Origin of the sequence: Enterobacter cloacae complex sp. 277I4 (assembly GCF_050031465.1) — a bacterium.
GTDB classification, from domain to species: Bacteria; Pseudomonadota; Gammaproteobacteria; order Enterobacterales; family Enterobacteriaceae; genus Enterobacter; species Enterobacter cloacae.
On the sequence record NZ_JBLGWC010000001.1, the window covers coordinates 332119 to 352701 of the forward strand.

General features: G+C 53.9%; 17 protein-coding genes. 8 read left to right on the forward strand and 9 right to left on the reverse strand.

From position 1 onward, the window contains the following. The first annotated feature begins 575 nt into the window (after nucleotides 1–575). Nucleotides 576–2141, forward strand: coding sequence for an EAL domain-containing protein (locus ACQG19_RS01565; protein ID WP_023622182.1), 1566 nt, complete (start codon nucleotides 576–578; stop codon nucleotides 2139–2141). 5 nt (nucleotides 2142–2146) lie between these two features. Here ACQG19_RS01565 and soxS read toward each other — a convergent pair whose 3' ends face one another. Then, nucleotides 2147–2473, reverse strand: a complete 327-nt coding sequence (soxS, locus tag ACQG19_RS01570; protein ID WP_013095071.1) for a superoxide response transcriptional regulator SoxS — start codon at nucleotides 2471–2473, stop codon at nucleotides 2147–2149. Nucleotides 2474–2570: 97 nt separating this feature from the next. On the opposite strand from soxS, the gene soxR reads away from it, so the two are divergent. The 4 genes from soxR (at nucleotide 2571) to ACQG19_RS01590 (ending at nucleotide 7457) form a co-directional block, all read left to right on the forward strand. After that, entirely contained in the window at nucleotides 2571–3029 is a 459-nt protein-coding gene (gene soxR / locus ACQG19_RS01575) for a redox-sensitive transcriptional activator SoxR (protein WP_013095072.1), read from the forward strand. A 312-nt stretch (nucleotides 3030–3341) separates the two neighbouring features. After that, nucleotides 3342–4013 (forward strand): glutathione S-transferase family protein, encoded by a 672-nt coding sequence (locus ACQG19_RS01580; protein WP_013095073.1) that lies wholly within the window; start codon nucleotides 3342–3344, stop codon nucleotides 4011–4013. 298 nt (nucleotides 4014–4311) lie between these two features. Next, the gene (ghxP, locus tag ACQG19_RS01585) at nucleotides 4312–5661 is read left to right on the forward strand and encodes a guanine/hypoxanthine transporter GhxP (RefSeq protein ID WP_013095074.1); all 1350 of its coding nucleotides are present in this window, start codon (nucleotides 4312–4314) and stop codon (nucleotides 5659–5661) included. A gap of 149 nt (nucleotides 5662–5810) precedes the next feature. After that, a complete protein-coding gene (locus ACQG19_RS01590) occupies nucleotides 5811–7457 on the forward strand; it encodes a Na+/H+ antiporter (protein WP_013095075.1) in 1647 nt (548 codons plus the stop codon). Between the two features lie 70 nt (nucleotides 7458–7527). Here ACQG19_RS01590 and ACQG19_RS01595 read toward each other — a convergent pair whose 3' ends face one another. After that, entirely contained in the window at nucleotides 7528–8415 is an 888-nt protein-coding gene (locus ACQG19_RS01595; protein ID WP_040023652.1) for a LysR family transcriptional regulator, read from the reverse strand. Nucleotides 8416–8517: 102 nt separating this feature from the next. Here ACQG19_RS01595 and ACQG19_RS01600 point away from each other — a divergent pair, with 102 nt between their 5' ends. Both ACQG19_RS01600 and ACQG19_RS01605 read left to right on the forward strand, forming a co-directional pair. After that, nucleotides 8518–8928, forward strand: a complete 411-nt coding sequence (locus ACQG19_RS01600) for a CidA/LrgA family protein (protein WP_020686648.1) — start codon at nucleotides 8518–8520, stop codon at nucleotides 8926–8928. Beyond that, nucleotides 8921–9610, forward strand: a complete 690-nt coding sequence (locus tag ACQG19_RS01605) for an LrgB family protein (protein WP_246932724.1) — start codon at nucleotides 8921–8923, stop codon at nucleotides 9608–9610. The genes ACQG19_RS01600 and ACQG19_RS01605 overlap by 8 nt, the downstream gene beginning before the upstream one ends. A gap of 31 nt (nucleotides 9611–9641) precedes the next feature. Here the strand turns inward: ACQG19_RS01605 and actP are convergent, their stop codons facing one another. From actP to acs, 3 genes are all read right to left on the reverse strand, one after another. Then, nucleotides 9642–11291, reverse strand: coding sequence for a cation/acetate symporter ActP (actP, locus tag ACQG19_RS01610; RefSeq protein WP_013095079.1), 1650 nt, complete (start codon nucleotides 11289–11291; stop codon nucleotides 9642–9644). Next, nucleotides 11288–11602: a DUF485 domain-containing protein gene (locus ACQG19_RS01615; protein ID WP_013095080.1), complete on the reverse strand. Its 315-nt coding sequence runs from the start codon at nucleotides 11600–11602 to the stop codon at nucleotides 11288–11290. The genes actP and ACQG19_RS01615 overlap by 4 nt, the downstream gene beginning before the upstream one ends. Before the next feature lie 133 nt (nucleotides 11603–11735). Beyond that, nucleotides 11736–13694 (reverse strand): acetate--CoA ligase, encoded by a 1959-nt coding sequence (acs, locus tag ACQG19_RS01620; RefSeq protein WP_246932723.1) that lies wholly within the window; start codon nucleotides 13692–13694, stop codon nucleotides 11736–11738. Nucleotides 13695–14117: 423 nt separating this feature from the next. On the opposite strand from acs, the gene gltP reads away from it, so the two are divergent. After that, entirely contained in the window at nucleotides 14118–15431 is a 1314-nt protein-coding gene (gltP, locus tag ACQG19_RS01625) for a glutamate/aspartate:proton symporter GltP (RefSeq protein WP_013095082.1), read from the forward strand. 80 nt (nucleotides 15432–15511) lie between these two features. Here gltP and ACQG19_RS01630 read toward each other — a convergent pair whose 3' ends face one another. From ACQG19_RS01630 to fdhF, 4 genes are all read right to left on the reverse strand, one after another. Continuing rightward, nucleotides 15512–16186 (reverse strand): tetratricopeptide repeat protein, encoded by a 675-nt coding sequence (locus ACQG19_RS01630; protein WP_029883707.1) that lies wholly within the window; start codon nucleotides 16184–16186, stop codon nucleotides 15512–15514. A gap of 121 nt (nucleotides 16187–16307) precedes the next feature. Then, nucleotides 16308–16460: a Hok/Gef family protein gene (locus tag ACQG19_RS01635; protein WP_013095084.1), complete on the reverse strand. Its 153-nt coding sequence runs from the start codon at nucleotides 16458–16460 to the stop codon at nucleotides 16308–16310. A gap of 100 nt (nucleotides 16461–16560) precedes the next feature. Next, nucleotides 16561–17930 (reverse strand): IS3-like element ISKpn8 family transposase gene (locus tag ACQG19_RS01640; protein WP_085949440.1). Its coding sequence is split into 2 segments (ribosomal slippage): nucleotides 16561–17450 and nucleotides 17450–17930, totalling 1371 coding nucleotides; the frame shifts between segments, so codons are not numbered across the junction. 297 nt (nucleotides 17931–18227) lie between these two features. Beyond that, nucleotides 18228–20375, reverse strand: coding sequence for a formate dehydrogenase subunit alpha (gene fdhF, locus ACQG19_RS01645; protein ID WP_077681898.1), 2148 nt, complete (start codon nucleotides 20373–20375; stop codon nucleotides 18228–18230). Nucleotides 20376–20583: the final 208 nt, after the last annotated feature.

The following is a 20583-nucleotide window of genomic DNA, read 5'->3' on the forward strand; positions in this document are numbered from 1 at the left end:
GATTTATTCGCCAGTACCTGTGCGAGCAGATTGGGGATTTTATTACGCTGAAAAAGAGAGGCGGCAGGATGGGGTTGCCTTCGACATCGGCGGATGCGAACCCACCACGTGCCGGGAGCAACCTCCTTCGAACGAGCGGAGGAGGGCAACGGCGTTCCCAGCGATGCCTTTTTATAAATGAAGCCTTATTCTCTGCTGATCCTGGAAATAATGTGGTAATAGCCGAACGTTTATAAAACATTGATCAAATTACATCCGCGCAAATAGTATAAAACGTCATGTTGATGTTGTACTTTTTTCATGCTGCCAGAAGTTTGGCTTAATCAACGATCCTCTGTTGCGTTATCTTCAATCCCCCCGTTCAGGCTGGATAAATATTTTCCTTAATAGAAACGGAACGAATACTTTTAGTTTAGCTTACGGACAAATATTATCGTCATAACGAAATTTAAGATTTTTAATACTAAAAGTCAGTTGCTAACTTCGCATGATTCATGCAACGTAATCACCTGTTTATCAAAGCATCCGGCCTTCATTACTACAGGCGTACAACATGCAGGGATATAGGGCGGGAAATGAATCGTAGCGCGCGGCGCAAGATGCTCAGAGTGGTAGGGATCATCATGGTAGTTATGCTGCCGGTGATGCTTGCGCTATGGTTTGCCCAGCTAAGAGCGGTGTCGGAAACAAGCGCGCAGTTACGCACATTTGCTGAACTGGCTTTAGACAAAACTGAACTGGTTATTGAACAGGTTGATCTGGCCCGGGCCGAAGCGGAAAAATATCAGGGTAAAGTTTGTACGCCGTCACATCGGCAATATATGTTGAACGTGGTTCGCGGCCGTCTGTTCATCGCTGATTTAATTTATGCCGAAGGCCAGAATTTTCGTTGCTCATCCATTTTTACCCCGGATCGGCCCTACGCGATCTCCCCCGCTAATTACATCCGTAAACCCGATATCGCTATCTATTATTACCGTGATACGCCATTTTTCACTGGCTATAAAATGACATATATGCAGCGCGGGAATTATGTCGTGGTGGTTAATCCGCTCTCGTACAGTGAAGTGATGTCCACCGATCACTCTCTCTCATGGGGCGTGTACGATACGGTAACGAATGCCTTCTTTTCCGTCAGTCAGAAAGCCAACGTTTCTTTATTAAACTCGATGATTCGGGATAAGGACGTGGTATTTCAAAAAGATGACCGTTTTTATACGGTGGTAAAATCGGATAAACGTCCGATTGCCGCCATCGTTTCAACGTCGAATAAACGCTTCTATGAAACGCTCTACCATCAGGCGACGTTGACGCTGCCGCTGGGAATGATCTGTAGCATCATTATTTTGCTGGTCTGGTCGCGCACCCACCGTGAGCTGAACTCCCCAGGACGATTGCTGCATCGGGCGCTGAATAAACGTCAGCTTTGTGTCCATTATCAGCCAATCATCGATATCAAGAATAATCAGTGCGTGGGGGCAGAGGCGTTGTTACGCTGGCCTGGTTTTAACGGGCCTGTCATGAGCCCGGCGGAATTCATCCCGCTGGCGGAAAAAGAGGGGATGAGTGAACGCATCACGGATTATGTTGTAGAAGAGGTCTTCAGCGATCTGGGCCATTTCCTGGCCGCGCATCCTGACCTCTATATTTCGATCAACCTGTCGGCGACGGATTTTCACTCTTCGCGGCTGATCGCCATGATATCCGACAAAGCGCGGCACTATGCCGTGCGTGCGCAGCAGATCAAAATCGAAGTGACGGAGCGCGGATTTATTGATGTGCCGAAAACTACGCCGGTTATCCAGGCTTTTCGTCAGGCGGGTTATGAAGTGGCAATCGACGATTTTGGTACAGGTTACTCGAACCTGCATAATCTCTACTCGCTGAATGTCGATATTCTGAAAATCGACAAATCCTTTATCGACACCCTAACCACCAACAGCACCAGCCATCTTATCGCCGAGCATATTATCGAGATGGCGCAGAGCCTGCGGCTCAAAACCATTGCGGAAGGGGTAGAAACTGCCGAGCAGGTAAGCTGGTTGTTGAAGCGCGGCGTACAGTTCTGTCAGGGATGGCACTTCGCGAAAGCGATGCCGCCCCAGGAGTTTATGACCTGGCAGCAGCAACCTTTGCACTGATAACCTTAATTCAACTGGTGACGGTAATCGCTTGGCGTGCGGTCAAACTCGCGGCGAAACACGCGGGAAAAGGTTTGTTGCGACACATACCCCAGATCCATCGCGATATCAAAAATAGGCCGCTGCGTAGAGCGTAACGCCTGCGCTGCCAGCAGTAACCTGCGCTGACGAATGTACTCACCCAGCGTCTGGTGCATTACGGTCCGGAACATTCTCTGTAAATACCATTTCGAATAGCCCGACTTTTTCGCGACCACATCAATGTTCAACGGTTGGTCGATATGTTCATCAATCCATTCAATAAGTGTCTGAATAATTTGCTGATGCGACATAAGGTTGCCCTCTGTAGATACAACTTTCCTGGTTGATTCGTCGTTTTCTCTGTGGGGGAGTATAATTCCTCAAGTTAACTTGAGGTAAAGAGGTTTTATGGAAAAGAGATTGCCGAGAATAAAAGCGCTTTTGACCCCGGGTGAAGTGGCTAAGCGAAGCGGTGTGGCAGTATCGGCGCTCCACTTCTATGAAAGTAAAGGGTTAATCAAAAGCATCCGTAACGCCGGAAACCAGCGGCGCTACACCCGTGACGTGCTTCGCTACGTGGCGATTATTAAAATTGCGCAACGAATCGGAATTCCCCTGGCCACCATCGGTGAAGCGTTCGGCGTGTTACCGGAAGGCCACACGCTGAGCCCGAAAGAGTGGAAAGAGCTGTCATCCCAGTGGCGTGAGGAGCTGGACCGGCGTATTCATACGCTGGTGGCGCTGCGTGACGAACTGGACGGGTGCATCGGTTGCGGCTGTTTGTCGCGCAGCGATTGCCCGTTACGCAACCCCGGTGACAAACTGGGCGAACAGGGGACGGGGGCGCGGCTGCTGGAAGAAGATTGAGATCTGTTTGCCGGGTGGCGGCTGCGCCATCCAGCAAAAAGCATAATAAAGAACTAAAGCGCCACATAAGGGCGCTTTAGTTTTTTCCGGTCTTTGTCTTTCTCTCTATCCCGCTGGCTCACGGGAGGGTTTCCCCCGACATCAGCACCCCTCATGTCGAGCTGGTTGAGGAGGTTCCGGTTTGTGCTGACACTTTAATTCTATGTAAGGGCCGCGTTTTCGCCAGTCACCGGGGCCGCTTTTTTGGCGAATATTTTTCGCGGTGTTGTTCAATTTTCTATAGTTAAAAAGTATGAATAACAGGAGACCTCTATGCTCACGGTACATCACCTTAACCAGTCGCGCTCACACCGCGTGATCTGGGCTCTGGAAGAACTTTCTCTGCCCTATGAGATTGTTCACTACCAGCGCGAAAAAACGATGCTGGCTCCCGAGTCCCTTAAACGCGTGCATCCGTTGGGCAAGTCTCCGGTCATTGAAGACAACGGACTGATCCTTGCTGAATCCGGTGCCATTCTGGAGTATCTGCAGGAAACCTACGACGCAGAATCGCAGCTTAAGCCGCTGGATCCTGCCCATAAGGTGCAATACCGCTTCTGGCTACACTATGCAGAAGGTTCTCTTATGCCGCTGCTGTTAATGAAGCTGGTATTTAGCAGCCTCGGTAAACCGCCCGTGCCGTTTGGAATACGCACGCTGGGGAAAGCGCTGGGTCAGGGCGTGCAAAAGGCCTATCTCAATCCCCAGCTCGAAACCCACGCGCGTTTTATTGAATCTCACCTGGCTGAAAATAGCTGGTTTGCCGGAGAGACTCTCAGCATGGCCGATATTCAGATGAGTTTCCCGATTTTTGCCCTGCTGGCACGCGGCGGTGTCGAGGATCTTCCGCACACCCATGCCTGGAAGAAAAAGGTCGAAAATCGTCCTGCCTGGCAGAGAACCCTGGAACAAGGTGGGCCGTTAACGATCCCTGGCGAGGCGTAATTTGTAACCCCATTGCGCATAAACGATAACGTTTGCGCATCCTCTGCTTATTTCTTCATCGTCATAAGGGAAATTTAGCGAAAAACGAGAAAGTTCAGTTGAAAAGGGCGGTGATTAGGCTGGATAATCGTTTGCCTAAATTTGACCACCCGTTTTGTAAGCGCGGAGCTAAACGTTTGCTTTTTTTGTGACGCCCCTTTTCGTCGCAAACGCAGCACAAGGATTTGACGTTTTGCTGGCAGTGGAGTCTCCACCACGCTTACGGACTTTCTATAAAAACTCTCAGGGGATGTTTTCTATGTCTACGCCATCCGCGCGTACCGGCGGTTCACTTGACGCCATCTTTAAAATTTCTGCTCGCGGCAGCACCGTGCGCCAGGAAATCGTTGCCGGTCTGACAACGTTTCTGGCAATGGTGTACTCCGTCATCGTTGTGCCGGGCATGCTCGGTAAAGCAGGCTTCCCACCGGCAGCGGTTTTCGTTGCAACCTGTCTTGTCGCCGGTGTTGGCTCCATCGTAATGGGGCTGTGGGCGAATCTGCCGATGGCGATTGGCTGTGCCATTTCCTTGACCGCCTTCACCGCGTTTAGCCTGGTGCTGGGCCAACACATCAGCGTACCGGTTGCCTTGGGCGCCGTCTTCCTGATGGGCGTGCTGTTCACCATTATCTCGGCAACCGGCATTCGTAGCTGGATTTTGCGCAACCTGCCGCACGGCGTGGCGCACGGCACCGGTATCGGTATCGGTCTGTTCCTGCTGCTGATTGCCGCCAATGGCGTGGGTCTGGTCATTAAGAACCCGCTGGACGGTCTGCCGGTGGCGCTGGGTCACTTCGCCAGCTTCCCGGTGATCATGTCCCTGATTGGCCTGGCGGTGATTATTGGTCTGGAAAAATTGAAAGTCCCAGGCGGCATTCTGCTGACCATTATCGGTGTGTCCATTGTTGGCCTGATTTTCGATCCGACCGTGCATTTCTCTGGTATTTTTGCCATGCCGTCGCTGAGCGATGACAACGGTAACTCCCTGATTGGCAGCCTGGATATTGTCGGCGCGCTGAACCCGGTGATCCTGCCAAGCGTGCTGGCGCTGGTGATGACGGCGGTGTTTGATGCCACCGGTACCATCCGTGCGGTGGCCGGTCAGGCGAACCTGCTGGATAAAGACGGTCAGATTATCGACGGTGGCAAAGCGCTGACCACCGACTCCCTGAGCAGCGTCTTCTCGGGTCTGGTAGGCGCTTCTCCGGCTGCGGTCTATATCGAGTCCGCTGCGGGCACCGCGGCAGGCGGTAAAACTGGCCTGACCGCCATTACCGTTGGTGTACTGTTCCTGCTGATCCTGTTCCTCTCTCCGCTCTCTTATCTGGTGCCAGCCTACGCTACGGCTCCGGCACTGATGTACGTCGGCCTGCTGATGCTGAGCAACGTGGCGAAAATTGACTTTGCGGACTTTGTGGACGCGATGTCAGGCCTGATCACTGCGGTATTTATCGTGCTGACCTGTAACATCGTGACCGGCATCATGATCGGCTTCGCGTCGCTGGTGATTGGTCGCCTGGTCTCCGGTGAGTGGCGCAAGCTGAATATCGGCACCGTGGTTATCGCCGTTGCGCTGGTGGTGTTCTACGCGGGCGGCTGGGCAATCTAATTGTCCTTTGATGCGAAAACGGGTGGCTCAGGCCGCCCGTTTTTATTTTCAGGACTCATCCCGTTGCCTTTTGCGTTACTCTGGGGAAGATAGAATAAAAGGCACGACGCCTTCCGTAGTACATAAGTAACACAGCAAACAGGGAACGCATGGAAATCTTTTTCACAATACTCATCATGACCCTTGTGGTCTCATTATCCGGGGTGGTTACACGCGTACTGCCCTTTCAGGTCCCCCTGCCATTAATGCAAATTGCCATCGGCGCGCTGCTGGCGTGGCCGACGTTTGGCCTGCACGTTGAGTTCGACCCGGAACTGTTCCTCGTGCTGTTTATCCCGCCACTGCTGTTTGCCGATGGCTGGAAAACACCCACGCGCGAGTTTCTGGAACATGGGCGCGAGATCTTCGGTCTGGCACTGGCGCTGGTCGTCGTGACCGTGGTCGGGATTGGTTTCCTGATCTATTGGGTGGTTCCGGGGATCCCGTTAATCCCCGCTTTTGCGCTGGCCGCAGTCCTGTCGCCAACCGATGCCGTGGCGCTGTCCGGCATTGTGGGTGAAGGGCGGATTCCGAAGAAAATCATGGGCATCTTACAGGGAGAGGCGCTGATGAACGACGCCTCCGGTCTGGTTGCCCTGAAGTTCGCCGTGGCCGTCGCAATGGGGACGATGATCTTTACCGTTGGTGGCGCGACCCTGGAATTCTTTAAGGTTGCTATTGGCGGTATCCTGGCGGGCTTCGTGGTGAGCTGGCTGTATGGCCGCTCGCTGCGCTTCCTCAGCCGCTGGGGCGGTGATGAACCCGCAACACAGATCGTACTGCTGTTCCTGCTGCCGTTTGCCTCCTATCTGATTGCCGAACACATTGGCGTGTCGGGCATTCTGGCAGCGGTCGCGGCAGGGATGACCATCACCCGCTCCGGCGTAATGCGCCGCGCGCCGCTGGCCATGCGTCTGCGTGCAAACAGCACCTGGGCAATGCTGGAATTTGTCTTTAACGGCATGGTCTTCCTGCTGTTGGGTCTGCAGCTGCCGGGCATTATGGAATCCTCTCTGGTGGCGGCGGAGGCCGATCCGAACGTTGAAGTCTGGATGCTCTTTACCGACATCGTGCTGATCTACATGGCGCTGATGCTGGTGCGCTTCGGCTGGCTGTGGACGATGAAAAACTTCAGCGTGCGCTTCCTGAAGAAAAAGCCGATGGAGTTTGGTTCGTGGACCACGCGTGAGCTGCTGATTGCCTCCTTTGCGGGGGTACGCGGGGCGATTACCCTGGCCGGTGTGCTCTCCATTCCGCTGCTGTTGCCGACGGGCGATGTCTTCCCGGCGCGTTATGAACTGGTCTTCCTGGCGGCGGGCGTGATCCTGTTCTCACTGTTTGTCGGGGTGATTATGCTGCCGATTTTGCTGCAGCATATCGACGCCGGGGACGCCACGCAGCAGCATAAAGAGGAGCGGATTGCCCGCGCCGCCACTGCCGAAGTGGCGATTGTCGCTATTCAGAAAATGGAAGAGCGCCTGGCCGCCGATGCCGAAGAGAACATCGACAATCAGCTGCTGACGGAGGTGAGCTCACGCGTGATTGGTAATCTGCGTCGCCGGGCTGACGGCCGTAACGATGTGGAAAGCTCGCTGCAGGAGGAGAACCTGGAGCGCCGGTTCCGTCTGGCGGCGCTGCGCTCCGAGCGTGCCGAGCTGTACCACCTGCGTGCCACGCGGCAAATCAGTAATGAAACGCTGCAAAAGCTGCTGCACGATCTGGATCTGCTGGAAGCGTTGTTGATAGAGAATCAGTAGCCCCTCACCCCAACCCCTCTCCCCATAGGGGCGAGGGGCTCGATCGGTTCCCTCTCCCTGTGGGAGAGGGTTAGGGTGAGGGCACCCAAAATCCCTCACAACATTGCAGCCACGCCTGCGCGCTGTGCGACAGATACACCCCTTCTCGCCAAATCATCCCCAGCTGCCAGTGCAAATCGCTTTCGAGTGGGATCCAGCGCAGCGTGTTTTTATCCAGACGCTCGCAAATCGGCTGCGGCAGAATGGCAATCCCCACGCCTGCTTGCACCATCGCTGCCAGGAAATCCCACTGGCCGCTGCGCACCGCAATGCGCGGCTTCACGCTATGTTGATTAAACAGCGTCATCAGCTGGCGGCTGAGGGCGAAATCTTCGTTGTAGATCAGCAGAGGGTATTCACCGAGCAGTTCAGGTTTCACTGAATCTCGCTTGAGCCAGTCGCCGGAGCGGGGAACCAGCACGCACAGCGGATGGCTAAAGAGCGGAAGCGTCGCCAGACCGCTCTCTTCCTCAACGGGGAGGGCTGTCATGGCGACGTCCAGCTCGCCGTTGGTTACGGCCTGCTGGACGGTTAATCCACCAAACTCCGAAATTTTGAGTTCAACGCCGGGGTAACGCTGGCGAAACAGGCTAATCGGCCCGGCCATCATCATCCCGACCATCGGCGGAATACCAAGGCGCAGCACCCCTTTGGTCAGGTGGTTAATATCGTCTAGCTCCGCTTCCAGCTGACGAAACTCGGCCAGGATCGCCAGGCCACGTTCAAACACCACGCGCCCGGTATCGGTAAGCAACAGCTTGCGTCCGTCGCGGATCAGCAGGGTACAGTTGAGTTCATCTTCGAGGTTTTTCAGCATTTTGCTGATGGTGGGCTGGGTAACAAATAACTTCTCCGCTGCGCGGGTAAAACTCTGCTGGCGAACCACTTCGACAAAATAGCGCAGCGTTCTTATGTCCATGATTATTCCTCGAAACTATACCTTCGATGATTTTAATTCATTTCAGTCCATACCGTGCGCTCACTATACTGGCGCCTCGTCTCATTTTTGAGGAAAACCCCCATGGCCGTGGCGTTAAGCCGTGTTACGCCTGCCGTTGTGCAACGACTCCAGGTACCGGTTCAGGTACTGCTCTACGCGGGACTGTTTGTTTTTGCGGAATATCTTGTCGGCTGGCTGCATCTGCCGCTGCCTGCCAACCTGGTGGGGATGGTGTTGATGCTGACGCTCATTCTCTGCCGCGTTATCCCCCTTAGCTGGGTGCGTGCCGGCGCGCGCTGGCTGCTGGCAGAGATGTTGCTGTTCTTTGTTCCTGCCGTGGTGGCAGTGGTGAACTATGCGCAACTGCTGATGGTGGACGGCTGGCGGATCTTCGCGGTCATCGCCCTGAGCACGCTGATGGTGCTGGGCGCCACCGCCTGGGTGGTGGACAAGGTTTATCGCTTCGAGATCCGCAGGCAAAAACATGACTAACTTCCAGATAAGCGTGCTGTGCCTGATTGCCACGCTGGTTATCTACTTTGCCAACAAACGCCTGTATCGTCGTTTTCACGCGCTGCCGCTGATGCCGCTGGTCTTCACGCCGATACTGCTGGTGCTGATGCTGGTTTTAGGCCATATCTCCTGGCAAAACTACATTGGCGAATCCCACTGGTTGCTGTGGCTACTGGGGCCAGCCACCATCGCCTTTGCGGTGCCGGTGTACGACAACCTGAACATCATTAAACGTCACTGGATGTCGCTCAGCGCGGGGGTGATTACCGCCACGGTGGTGGCGGTCTGTAGCTCCGTCTGGCTGGCGCGGCTGTTTACGCTGCCCGATGAAATTCAGCGTAGCCTGGCCGTGCGCTCGGTAACGACGCCATTTGCTCTGGCAGCCGCTAAACCGCTCGGCGGACAGCCGGATCTGGTGGCGCTGTTCGTGGTTGTCACCGGTGTCTTCGGTATGGCGGTAGGCGATATGCTGTTTCTGCGGCTTTCTATCCGTGAAGGGTTGGCAAAAGGGGCGGGATTTGGCGCGGCGTCACACGGCGCGGGAACGGCACGCTCTTATGAGTTGGGTCAGCAGGAGGGGGTTGTAGCAAGCCTGGTGATGATGCTATCAGGCGTGTTGATGGTGCTGATTTCGCCGCTGGTGGCGTGGGTGATGTTCTGAACTCCCCGGCCCGAAGGCCGGGGATCAAGACTCAGTGTGCGCGGCCTTGTTCCACGCCCAGGCCGGTTTGCGAGCGGATAAACTGGGCGCGGAATTTCTCACGCTCCAGGTTCCCCTCCGGGGAGTTGTCGGTTGCAGAGAAGATCCAGATACCGATAAACGCCACGGCGATTGAGAACAGCGCCGGGTACTCATACGGGAAGAGCGCCTTTTCGTGACCGAGGATCTGCACCCAAATCGTCGGGCCGAGGATCATCAGAATCACCGCGGTCAGCAGCCCCAGCCAGCCGCCTACCATTGCGCCACGGGTGGTCAGTTTAGACCAGTACATGGAGAGCAGGATGATAGGGAAGTTACAGCTCGCCGCAATTGAGAAGGCCAGCCCCACCATGAAGGCAATGTTCTGCTTCTCGAAGAGGATCCCCAGCAGGATCGCCACCACACCCAGAATCAGTACGGTGATTTTGGAGACTTTGAGCTCTTCACGCTCGGTTGCGCCTTTGCGGAACACGTTCGCGTACAGGTCATGCGACACCGCAGATGCTCCGGCAAGCGTAAGCCCGGCCACCACGGCAAGGATGGTGGCAAAGGCCACGGCTGAGATAAAGCCGAGGAAGAGATTGCCGCCTACCGCATCTGCCAGATGCACTGCCGCCATGTTATTCCCGCCAATCAGCGCGCCCGCCGCGTCTTTAAATGCCGGGTTCGCTCCCACCAGCATGATGGCGCCAAAACCGATGATAAAGGTCAGTATGTAGAAGTAACCCATAAACCCGGTGGCGTAGAAGACGCTCTTGCGCGCTTCGCGGGCATCGCTCACGGTGAAGAAACGCATCAGGATATGTGGCAAGCCTGCGGTACCAAACATCAGACCCAGACCGAGTGAAAGCGCGGATATCGGGTCTTTCACCAGCCCGCCCGGGCTCATGATCGCTTCCCCTTTCGGGTGGACAGCCATTGCTTCGGTAAACAGGTTGTTGAAGCTAAAGCCGACGTGTTTCATCACCATAAAGGCCATGAAGCTCGCACCGAACAGCAGCAGAACCGCTTTGATAATTTGCACCCAGGTGGTTGCCAGCATGCCGCCAAACAGGACGTACATCACCATCAGCACACCCACCAGCACCACCGCGACGTGGTAGTTCAGGCCGAACAGAAGTTCGATCAGTTTGCCTGCGCCAACCATCTGGGCGATCAGATACAGCGCCACCACCACCAGCGAACCGCAGGCGGAGAGAATACGAATCGGACCCTGCTTCAGGCGATACGAAGCCACGTCAGCAAAGGTAAAACGCCCCAGGTTGCGCAAGCGTTCGGCGATCAGGAACAGAATGATCGGCCAGCCCACCAGGAAGCCGAGAGAGTAGATCAGACCATCGTAGCCGGAGGTGTAAACCAGCGCGGAGATCCCAAGGAAAGACGCGGCAGACATAAAGTCGCCCGCAATCGCCAGTCCGTTCTGGAAACCGGTAATATTACCGCCCGCAGTGTAGTAATCATTACGTGAACGGACGCGTTTCGACGCCCACCAGGTGATATACAGCGTCAGCACCACGAAAATCAGGAACATGATAATCGCCTGCCAGTTGGTTGGCTGGCGCTGAACCTCGCCGGTAATGGCATCTGCGGCGTGTGCCGCAAAGGGAAGTGTGGCGGCAAGCGCCGTCAGGACTCTCTTCATGATGCTTTTACCTCACGCAGTACCGCTTTATTAAGACGATCGAATTCGCCGTTCGCGCGCCAGACGTAGACGCCGGTCAGCACAAACGAAATCACAATCACGCCAATGCCAATCGGAATGCCCCGTGTGACGCTGGTGCCCTCATGCAGCGGCGTACCCAGCCAGTGTGGGGCAAAGGCGATAAGCAGAATAAAGCCGACGTAGATAATCAGCATGATGATGGAAAGTAAGAAGGCAAACCGTTGCCGTTTATCAACGAGCTCCCTGTAGTGCGCACTATTCTCTATCTGCTGACAAATATCGTTATTCATCACAGAAATCTCCAGAAGTAAGGTTGGTTTGTTTTATCCCCTCTCCCCTATGGGGAGAGGGTTAGGGTGAGGGGAGGAGGTGCAGTCTGATGCCCTCACCCCGGCCCTCTCCCACAGGGAGAGGGAGAAAAGATTACGAAGGCATTGCGATGGACTGCTTCTCTTCGAGCAGTTTTTCCACCACGCCCGGATCGGCGAGCGTTGAGGTATCACCAAGGTTGCTGGTGTCCCCTGCCGCGATTTTGCGCAAGATTCGGCGCATAATTTTGCCGGAACGAGTTTTCGGCAGCGAGTCAGTCCAGTGCAGTACATCCGGCGTGGCAAGCGGGCCAATCTCTTTGCGGACCCAGTTGCGCACGTCGGCATACAGTTCTGGCGATGGCTCTTCACCGTGGTTCAGCGTCACGTAAGCGTAAATCGCCTGGCCTTTAATGTTGTGCGGGATCCCCACAACGGCGGCTTCGGCAATCTTCGGATGCGATACCAGCGCGGATTCAATCTCCGCGGTGCCCAGACGGTGGCCGGAGACGTTCAGCACATCGTCCACGCGCCCGGTGATCCAGTAATAGCCATCCTCGTCGCGACGCGCGCCGTCACCGCTGAAGTACATGTTTTTAAAGGTTGAGAAGTAGGTCTGCTCGAAGCGTTCATGGTCGCCAAAGAGCGTACGTGCCTGGCCCGGCCAGGAATCGACGATCACCAGGTTGCCTTCGGTGGCACCATCCAGCGGATTGCCTTCGTTATCCACCAGCGCAGGCTGGACGCCGAAGAACGGTTGGGTCGCTGAACCGGCTTTTAAGCGGGTCGCACCCGGCATTGGTGTGATCATGAACCCACCGGTTTCGGTCTGCCACCAGGTGTCCATTACCGGGCATTTTTCGTTGCCGATCTTCTTCCAGTACCACTCCCAGGCTTCCGGGTTAATAGGCTCGCCGACGGAGCCGAGGATGCGCAGGGAAGAGCGGTCAGTGCCTTCTATCGCTTTATCCCCTTCCGCCATCAGCGCACGGATCGCCGTTGGCGCGGTGTACAGAATGTTGACCTGGTGCTTATCGACCACCTGGCACATCCGCACCGGGGTTGGCCAGTTTGGTACACCTTCAAACATCAGCGTTGTTGCACCGCAGGCCAGCGGGCCGTACAGCAGATAGCTGTGACCGGTGACCCAGCCCACATCGGCGGTGCACCAGTAGATATCGCCCGGATGGTAGTCGAAAACGTATTTAAAGGTGGTGGCCGCATAGACCAGATAGCCACCGGTGGTATGCAGTACGCCTTTCGGTTTGCCGGTGGAGCCGGAGGTATAGAGGATAAACAGCGGATCTTCCGCGTTCATCTCTTGCGGTTGATGCTGGTCGCTCGCTTTTTCAATCAGGTCGCTCCACCACAGGTCACGTCCTTCATTCCAGTCGATCTTGCCACCGGTACGCTTAAGGACGATAACGTTACTGACGGTTTTGACGTTCGGGTTTTTCAGCGCTTCGTCGACATTTTTCTTCAGAGGAATACCGCGCCCGGCGCGCACACCTTCATCGGCGGTGATCACCAGTTTCGAACTCGAGTCGACAATACGCCCGGCAACCGCTTCCGGCGAGAACCCGCCAAAGATAACGGAATGGATCGCGCCGATGCGCGCGCAGGCCAGCATCGCCACCGCCGCTTCCGGCACCATCGGCATATAGATGGCGACCACATCGCCTTTTTTAATGCCCTGGTCCAGCAGCACGTTAGCGAAGCGGCACACGTCGCGGTGCAGCTCTTTATAAGAGATATGTTTGCTCTGAGAGGCGTCGTCGCCTTCCCAGATAATGGCCGTTTCGTTACCGCGTTCGGCAAGGTGGCGATCGAGGCAGTTCGCCGCAAGGTTTAGCGTGCCGTCTTCATACCATTTAATAGAAACGTTACCCGGCGCAAAGGAGGTGTTCTTCACCTTCTGGTAAGGTTTGATCCAGTCAAGAATATGGCCCTGCTCGCCCCAGAAAGCGTCAGGATCAGAGACAGATTGCTGATACTTCTCGTGGTACTGCTCCGGGTTGATCAGGCAACGGTCCGCAATGTTAGCGGGAATGTCGTGTTTGTGTATTTGGCTCATGGCTTTTTTTCTCCTTGTAAGATGTTAATAATATGTCGCAAAAACGTTAATAGTAGGGGCTTTACAAGCTTTGTTTATTATTTGGGCGGCAGATCACGCATTGTTTGAAGCGTATGAAAAATGAGCGAATGAAACTTTGAAGAAAAATAATTTACCGGGCGGATTATTCACATTTGCGCATAAAAAATCGTTTTTATAACAAATGGTTATTTATAAGAATTATCGTAAACTCGCGTCATAACGATTTTTCGTAGTGGAATGCGTTGTTCTTTAAGGCTTGCGCAACACACCGCGCAGATGATACTCATACGCCGCGTTAAAAAATCCCATAAACCAACGCAACACAATTCATACCCTTTCAGTATGTCTCCATATTCATGCAGTCTGCATGAATAGGGCGCTTCATTGAGGAAGTCAGTTTCTATGAAAAACGTTAAAGTCAGCCTGGCCTGGCAAATCCTGCTGGCCCTTGTGCTGGGTATCCTGCTGGGTAGCTATCTCCATTATCACAGCGACAGCCGCGAGTGGCTGATTGCGAACTTGCTCTCCCCGGCGGGCGATATCTTTATTCATTTGATCAAAATGATCGTGGTGCCAATTGTCATCTCGACGCTGGTGGTCGGTATTGCCGGAGTCGGTGATGCAAAACAGCTGGGCCGCATCGGTGCAAAAACCATTCTCTATTTCGAAGTGATCACGACGATTGCCATCATCCTTGGCATTACCCTGGCGAATGTCTTCCAGCCAGGTTCCGGGATCGATATGTCGCAACTTGCGACGGTGGATATTTCGAAATACCAAAGTACGACCGCTGAAGTGCAGAGCCATGCGCACGGCCTGATGGGCACCATCCTGTCGCTGGTGCCGACTAACATTGTGGCGTCGATGGCGAAGGGCGAGATGCTGCCAATCATCTTCTTCTCGGTGCTTTTTGGTCTGGGTCTTTCCTCTCTGCCTGCCACGCACCGTGAACCGCTGGTCACCGTGTTCCGCTCCATCTCTGAAACCATGTTTAAAGTGACCCACATGGTGATGCGTTACGCGCCGGTTGGGGTGTTTGCGCTTATCGCGGTAACCGTGGCGAACTTCGGTTTTGCCTCCCTGTGGCCGCTGGCGAAGCTGGTAATTCTGGTGCATTTCGCCATCCTGTTCTTCGCGCTGGTGGTACTGGGCATTGTGGCGCGCCTGTGTGGGCTGAGCATCTGGATCCTGATCCGCATTCTGAAAGATGAGCTGATTCTGGCGTACTCCACGGCCAGCTCTGAAAGCGTGCTGCCGCGTATTATTGAGAAGATGGAGGCCTATGGTGCCCCGGCTTCTATCACCAGCTTCGTGGTGCCAACCGGCTACTCCTTTAACCTGGACGGCTCGACGCTGTACCAGAGCATCGCAGCCATCTTTATTGCCCAGCTGTACGGCATTGATCTGTCGCTGTGGCAGGAAATTGTGCTGGTGCTGACGCTGATGGTGACCTCAAAAGGGATCGCGGGCGTGCCGGGAGTCTCCTTCGTGGTGCTGCTGGCGACGCTTGGCAGTGTCGGTATTCCGCTGGAAGGCCTGGCGTTTATCGCCGGTGTTGACCGTATCCTCGATATGGCGCGTACGGCGCTGAATGTGGTTGGAAACGCGCTGGCGGTGCTGGTTATCGCCAAGTGGGAACACAAGTTCGACCGTAAAAAAGCGCTGGCGTATGAACGCGAGGTGCTGGGTCGTTTTGATAAGACGGCTGACCAGTAACATCCTAAGCCCGGTGGCGCTGCGCTTACCGGGCCTACGGGTTTTGTAGGCCGGGTAAGGCGAAGCCGCCACCCGGCACTTTATTCTCCGCTCAACGCATCAAACTCTTCACATCCCGTATCAAACCCTTCCGTACAGCTCAGGTTCAACCAGTAGAGCGCCTTCTGTTTATTGGGCGTGATAAAGCCTTTCTCGCCCTGCTGGAACAGCATCCCTGCCCAGTATTCGGCATAGCCAGTGCGTGACAAAGATGAGCTGCGCTTAAACCACGATGCCGCCAGAGCATCGTCCTGGGCCACTTCTACACCGTTGGCATAAATCAGACCCAGCAGCATTTGCGCATCTACCGCAGAGTCGTTGTCGATATCTTCGGTGGCCGTCTGCAGCAGTTTGATGGCCTGCGGGTAGTCTGTTTTGCCACCCTGGGTATTCACCAGAACGCGTGCCAGCATAATGGCGCCACGCTTGCTGCCCGCAATCGTGGCCTGCTGTGCCAGCGCTTTAGCCTGAGCGTAATCGCCCTGAGTAAAGTGGATCTGAGACAACAGGGCCATGGCATCGATGTCGCCCCCTTTTGCCGCTTTCTCTGCCCACATCGCCGCCTGCTTGCTGTCGCCGGAGCTGAACCAGGTGTCGGCGAGATAATACTGAGCGCGTGCATCGCCCGCCTCCGCCTGTGCTTTGTACTGGCTGCCAATCTCATCGGCATGGACGAACGACGTAAAAATTAATAACAACAGTAAAAATGGTTTCATGGATTCTTATCATCTGGGTACACGCCGCGCAGTATAATCGCGGCCATAGAATAAAAAAACGGGTGCGTTAAGACCTCAGCATCCTGCAAGCCGGGCGTAACTGGCGTCCCGCCCGCAGAGGTTAGCCTGCAACGCAGGCTAATTTCGCCGCCACCTCCTGATGTTCACTCTTTATTGTCAGTTCGCATAACTTTCCGCGAGTAATAAAGGTAAAGATCACTATCGTCAGGCAGATAATAAAGACAATGCCTAACGCAGTTTTTAATGGCGTCATGCCTTTTACTCCTTGTCAAAAAAAGAATAAGAGGCTACTCTCAACCTGTAGGTTGTTGAGGGGTAGCCTCGGGTTGTACTGACCCCAAAAAGTTGGACAGTTAAACACGAGGCACATAGGTCTGGGTTCGATATTCAATTGGACTCAGACCTTTTAATTTCAGGCTAATTCTTCTGCTGTTGTAGTAGTCAATATATTCCGTAACAGCATCCTTCAGTTCGCTTATATTACTGAACTCGTCAAGATAAAAACACTCCGACTTTAAGGTTCCAAAGAAACATTCCACGACTGCATTATCCAGACAATTGCCTTTTCTGGACATGCTCTGTGTAATGCCTTGTTCTTTAAGGATGTTTTGATACCTTCTCATACGATACTGCCATCCCTGGTCAGAGTGCAGAATAGGATGCTCGTGAGGCTTAAGCTTTTTGAATGCCTGATCGAGCATATTCTCGACCATGTTCATCACAGGTCTTTCCGACAGGCTGTAAGAAATAACTTCGTTGTTGAAGAGATCTATTACTGGAGACAAATACAGCTTTCGCCCATTGACTGCAAATTCAGTAACGTCGGTAACCCACTTCTCGTTTGGCCGTGTAGCCTTGAAATCCCTTTGGAGAACATTGGGGGCGGTTTGCCCTACCTCTCCTCTGTAGGAGCTGTATCGCTTGACCTTAATCGCTGCCTTAAGCGAGAGGGTTCCCATCAGGCGCTGAACGGCTTTATGGTTAATCCGTTCCCCGTCTCGATGGAGAGACAACGTTACCCTACGGTATCCGTAACGACCTTTATTCTCGTGATAAATCTCACCAATACGCTTTTTAACATCCGCATACTTATCAGGCTTGCTGAGAGCCTTTAGATGGTAATAAAACGTACTGCGCGGTATCTCCGCTGCCTTGAGAAGCTCATCAAGAGGGTAAAACTGCCTTAGCTCGTTGAGTACTTTCACTTTTTCGCGGGATGAGCTAAGGCTTTCAGCTTTTTTAGATACGTAAGCCGCATTTCAAGGAATCGAACTTGTCTTTCAAGATCCTCAATACGTCGGTCTTTCGACAGCTCCAATGCTAACGCCGCTTTTTCTGGATCAACTGACATTGTAATGTTTCTTTTGGTGCCGATCTTGAGTGCGCGTAAACCAGCTTCTCCGTGCTCCTCATAGACTTTCAGCCACTTGGCTACAGAACCACTACCAGCAAGCATAAAGTGAGCAGCAGCCTGATTGAGGGACATCTGCTGCTCGGTCACGGCTTTCACGACCTTAATGCGCAACTCTGGATCAGCACTAACGCCTTTAGGTTTGGGAATTAAACCTTTTTCTCCATGTTTTTCATAGAGGGCAACCCACGTCCTGACCTGGGTTCGAGGCACACCAAAACGTGCAGAGATGATCCTGTAACCATCATCAGTTGTGAAGTAGTGATTCACGACTTCAAGGCGCTTTTCGAAGGGGTATTTTGGCTTTGACATATCAGGGACTATTCCATTTCATCGTCCAACAAAATGGGTGCAGTACAGGTAAATGAATATTTCCCGGGGCTTTCCACTTTCTGTCCCTCAACAATGCTCAAGACAGAAAGTCTTAAGCACCCGCCGCACATCTTATCCATCTGAATCAAAAAGCAAAGATGTAATTCTTTTTCGTGCAATTTACATTATTTCTGCGAGCAGCTTACAAGATTAATAATTGATATTTTTAATGAGTTAAGCGGAAATAAAAAGGGAGTGAATATTTCACTCCCTTTATTCATCAATTAAATAATATCATTATCCCATCGCACTTTCGCGCAAGCGGGCTTTCAGCTTGTTATATTCGTCGATCACATACTGTTCCGCAGCGTGCTGATCCGCAATCGGCTCCACGCGTACGGCGCAGTACTTATACTCCGGCGTTTTGGTTATCGGGCTTAAGTTCTCCGTCACCAGTTCGTTACAGGCGCCTATCCACCACTGGTAGGTCATGTACACCGCCCCTTTGTTGGGACGATCGCTGACCTGCGCACGGGTAATGATCCTGCCTTTACGCGAGTTCACCCATACCAGCGCTTCGTCTTCAATGCCAAGACGTTCAGCGTCGGCGGTGTTGATCTGCGCATAACCAGGTTCGTCCGCCAGCGCTGCCAGCGCCGCGCAGTTGCCGGTCATCGAACGACAGGAGTAGTGGCCCACTTCACGCACGGTGGAAAGCACCATTGGATACTCATCAGTGAGTTTATCAATGGGGGCAACCCAGTCGCAGGTGAAGAACTGTGCCAGCCCATTTGGGGTGTCGAATTTCTCTTTAAAGAGATACGACGTGCCCTGGTCGGCCTCAGACTCATCCCGGCACGGCCACTGGATATACCCCAGTTCACCCATTTTTTCATAGGTTGCACCGTAGAAGTCCGGACACAGATGCCGCAACTCGTCCCAGATCTCCTGAGTGTTGTTGTAGTGCATCGGATAACCCATGCGGGTGGCAATTTCGCTGATGATTTGCCAGTCGGTTTTCAGATCCCACTTCGGCTCCACCGCTTTAAAGAAGCGCTGGAAGCCACGGTCTGCCGCCGTGTAAACCCCTTCATGCTCGCCCCAGGACGTTGACGGTAAAATCACATCCGCCGCTGCCGCGGTTTTGGTCATAAAGATGTCCTGAACAATCACCAGCTCCAGATCCTCAAACCCTTTACGCACTGCAGAGAGCTCGGCGTCGGTCTGGAGAGGATCTTCGCCCATGATGTAAGCCGCCCGCACTTCACCATGTGCCGCCCGGTGCGGCAGCTCGCTGATGCGATACCCGGTGTGCTCCGGCAAACTTTCCACGCCCCACGCTTTGGCAAACTTCGCGCGGTTTTCCGGGAACTTCACGTACTGATAGCCCGGATAGGTGTCCGGCAGCGCACCCATATCGCAGGCACCCTGCACGTTGTTCTGACCGCGTACCGGGTTCACCCCGACGTGTGCCTTGCCAAGGTTGCCGGTCAGCATGGCGAGGCTGGTCAGGGAACGCACGGTTTCCACGCCCTGATAGAATTGGGTCACGCCCATGCCCCACAGAATGGCGGCGGTTTTCGCCCCGGCGTACATCCTTGCTGCCTGACGGATCTCCTGCGCGCTGACGCCGGTGATCGCTTCGACAGATTCTGGCGTATAGCCTTCGACAATTTTCCGATACTCTTCAAAACCTTCCGTACGAGTGGCGACAAACGCCTGGTCGTAGAGGTTCTCCTCAATAATGACGTGCCCCATGGCGTTCAACAGCGCGATGTTCGAGCCGTTTTTCAACGCGATGTGCATATCTGCAATACGAGCCGTTTCGATTTTGCGCGGATCGCAGACGATGATTTTCGCCCCGTTCTGTTTGGCGCGAATAACGTGGTTCGCGACAATCGGGTGAGAATCTGCCGGGTTATAGCCGAAGATAAAGACGAGATCGGTGTTGTCTATCTCGTTAATTGCATTACTCATTGCGCCGTTTCCGACCGACTGGTGCAGACCTGCAACCGATGGGCCGTGTCAGACGCGAGCGCAGCAGTCGACGTTATTGGTTCCAATAACGGCGCGCGCGAATTTTTGCATTACATAGTTGGTTTCGTTACCCGTCCCGCGTGATGACCCGGTGGTCTGGATCGCATCCGGGCCATATTTAGCCTTAATGGCGCTCAGGCGGGTGGCGACGTAGTCCAGCGCCTCGTTCCACGAGACGGCTTCCAGCTTGCCACCGCGTTCACGGCGGATCATGGGGGTTTTCAGGCGCGGGGTGAGGATTTGGGTATCGTTAATAAAATCCCAGCCGTAGTACCCTTTCAGGCACAGCGTGCCCTGGTTGGTTTTCCCCTGTGCGGCCTCCGCCCGGACGATTTTGCCGTTATCGACCACCAGGTGGATCTTGCAACCTGAGGCACAATAAGGGCAAACCGTGACGACTTTTTTCATCAGTCTGCTCCAGTTAATCATTTCGCAGCCATAATGCAGCTTTTATGCCATGTTTTTAGTGTGGTTATCACTCGACTTTACGGGTGTTTTCCTGGCAAAACCCTGACGAAAAGCAGGCAATCGTCAAAATTGACGTGTCGAAAAGGCAGCGGATGTGACATGGGTTGTAATTCCGTCACGTAAAAATCCATTTGGCTGGAGCCGACGG

Bases quoted from the DNA above. Each gene is read 5' to 3' on its own strand.
- ACQG19_RS01565 (WP_023622182.1), top strand. From the start codon at position 576: ATGAATCGTAGCGCGCGGCGCAAGATGCTCAGAGTGGTAGGGATCATC.
- soxS (WP_013095071.1), bottom strand. From the start codon at position 2,473: ATGTCGCATCAGCAAATTATTCAGACACTTATTGAATGGATTGATGAA.
- soxR (WP_013095072.1), top strand. From the start codon at position 2,571: ATGGAAAAGAGATTGCCGAGAATAAAAGCGCTTTTGACCCCGGGTGAA.
- ACQG19_RS01580 (WP_013095073.1), top strand. From the start codon at position 3,342: ATGCTCACGGTACATCACCTTAACCAGTCGCGCTCACACCGCGTGATC.
- ghxP (WP_013095074.1), top strand. From the start codon at position 4,312: ATGTCTACGCCATCCGCGCGTACCGGCGGTTCACTTGACGCCATCTTT.
- ACQG19_RS01590 (WP_013095075.1), top strand. From the start codon at position 5,811: ATGGAAATCTTTTTCACAATACTCATCATGACCCTTGTGGTCTCATTA.
- ACQG19_RS01595 (WP_040023652.1), bottom strand. From the start codon at position 8,415: ATGGACATAAGAACGCTGCGCTATTTTGTCGAAGTGGTTCGCCAGCAG.
- ACQG19_RS01600 (WP_020686648.1), top strand. From the start codon at position 8,518: ATGGCCGTGGCGTTAAGCCGTGTTACGCCTGCCGTTGTGCAACGACTC.
- ACQG19_RS01605 (WP_246932724.1), top strand. From the start codon at position 8,921: ATGACTAACTTCCAGATAAGCGTGCTGTGCCTGATTGCCACGCTGGTT.
- actP (WP_013095079.1), bottom strand. From the start codon at position 11,291: ATGAAGAGAGTCCTGACGGCGCTTGCCGCCACACTTCCCTTTGCGGCA.
- ACQG19_RS01615 (WP_013095080.1), bottom strand. From the start codon at position 11,602: ATGAATAACGATATTTGTCAGCAGATAGAGAATAGTGCGCACTACAGG.
- acs (WP_246932723.1), bottom strand. From the start codon at position 13,694: ATGAGCCAAATACACAAACACGACATTCCCGCTAACATTGCGGACCGT.
- gltP (WP_013095082.1), top strand. From the start codon at position 14,118: ATGAAAAACGTTAAAGTCAGCCTGGCCTGGCAAATCCTGCTGGCCCTT.
- ACQG19_RS01630 (WP_029883707.1), bottom strand. From the start codon at position 16,186: ATGAAACCATTTTTACTGTTGTTATTAATTTTTACGTCGTTCGTCCAT.
- ACQG19_RS01635 (WP_013095084.1), bottom strand. From the start codon at position 16,460: ATGACGCCATTAAAAACTGCGTTAGGCATTGTCTTTATTATCTGCCTG.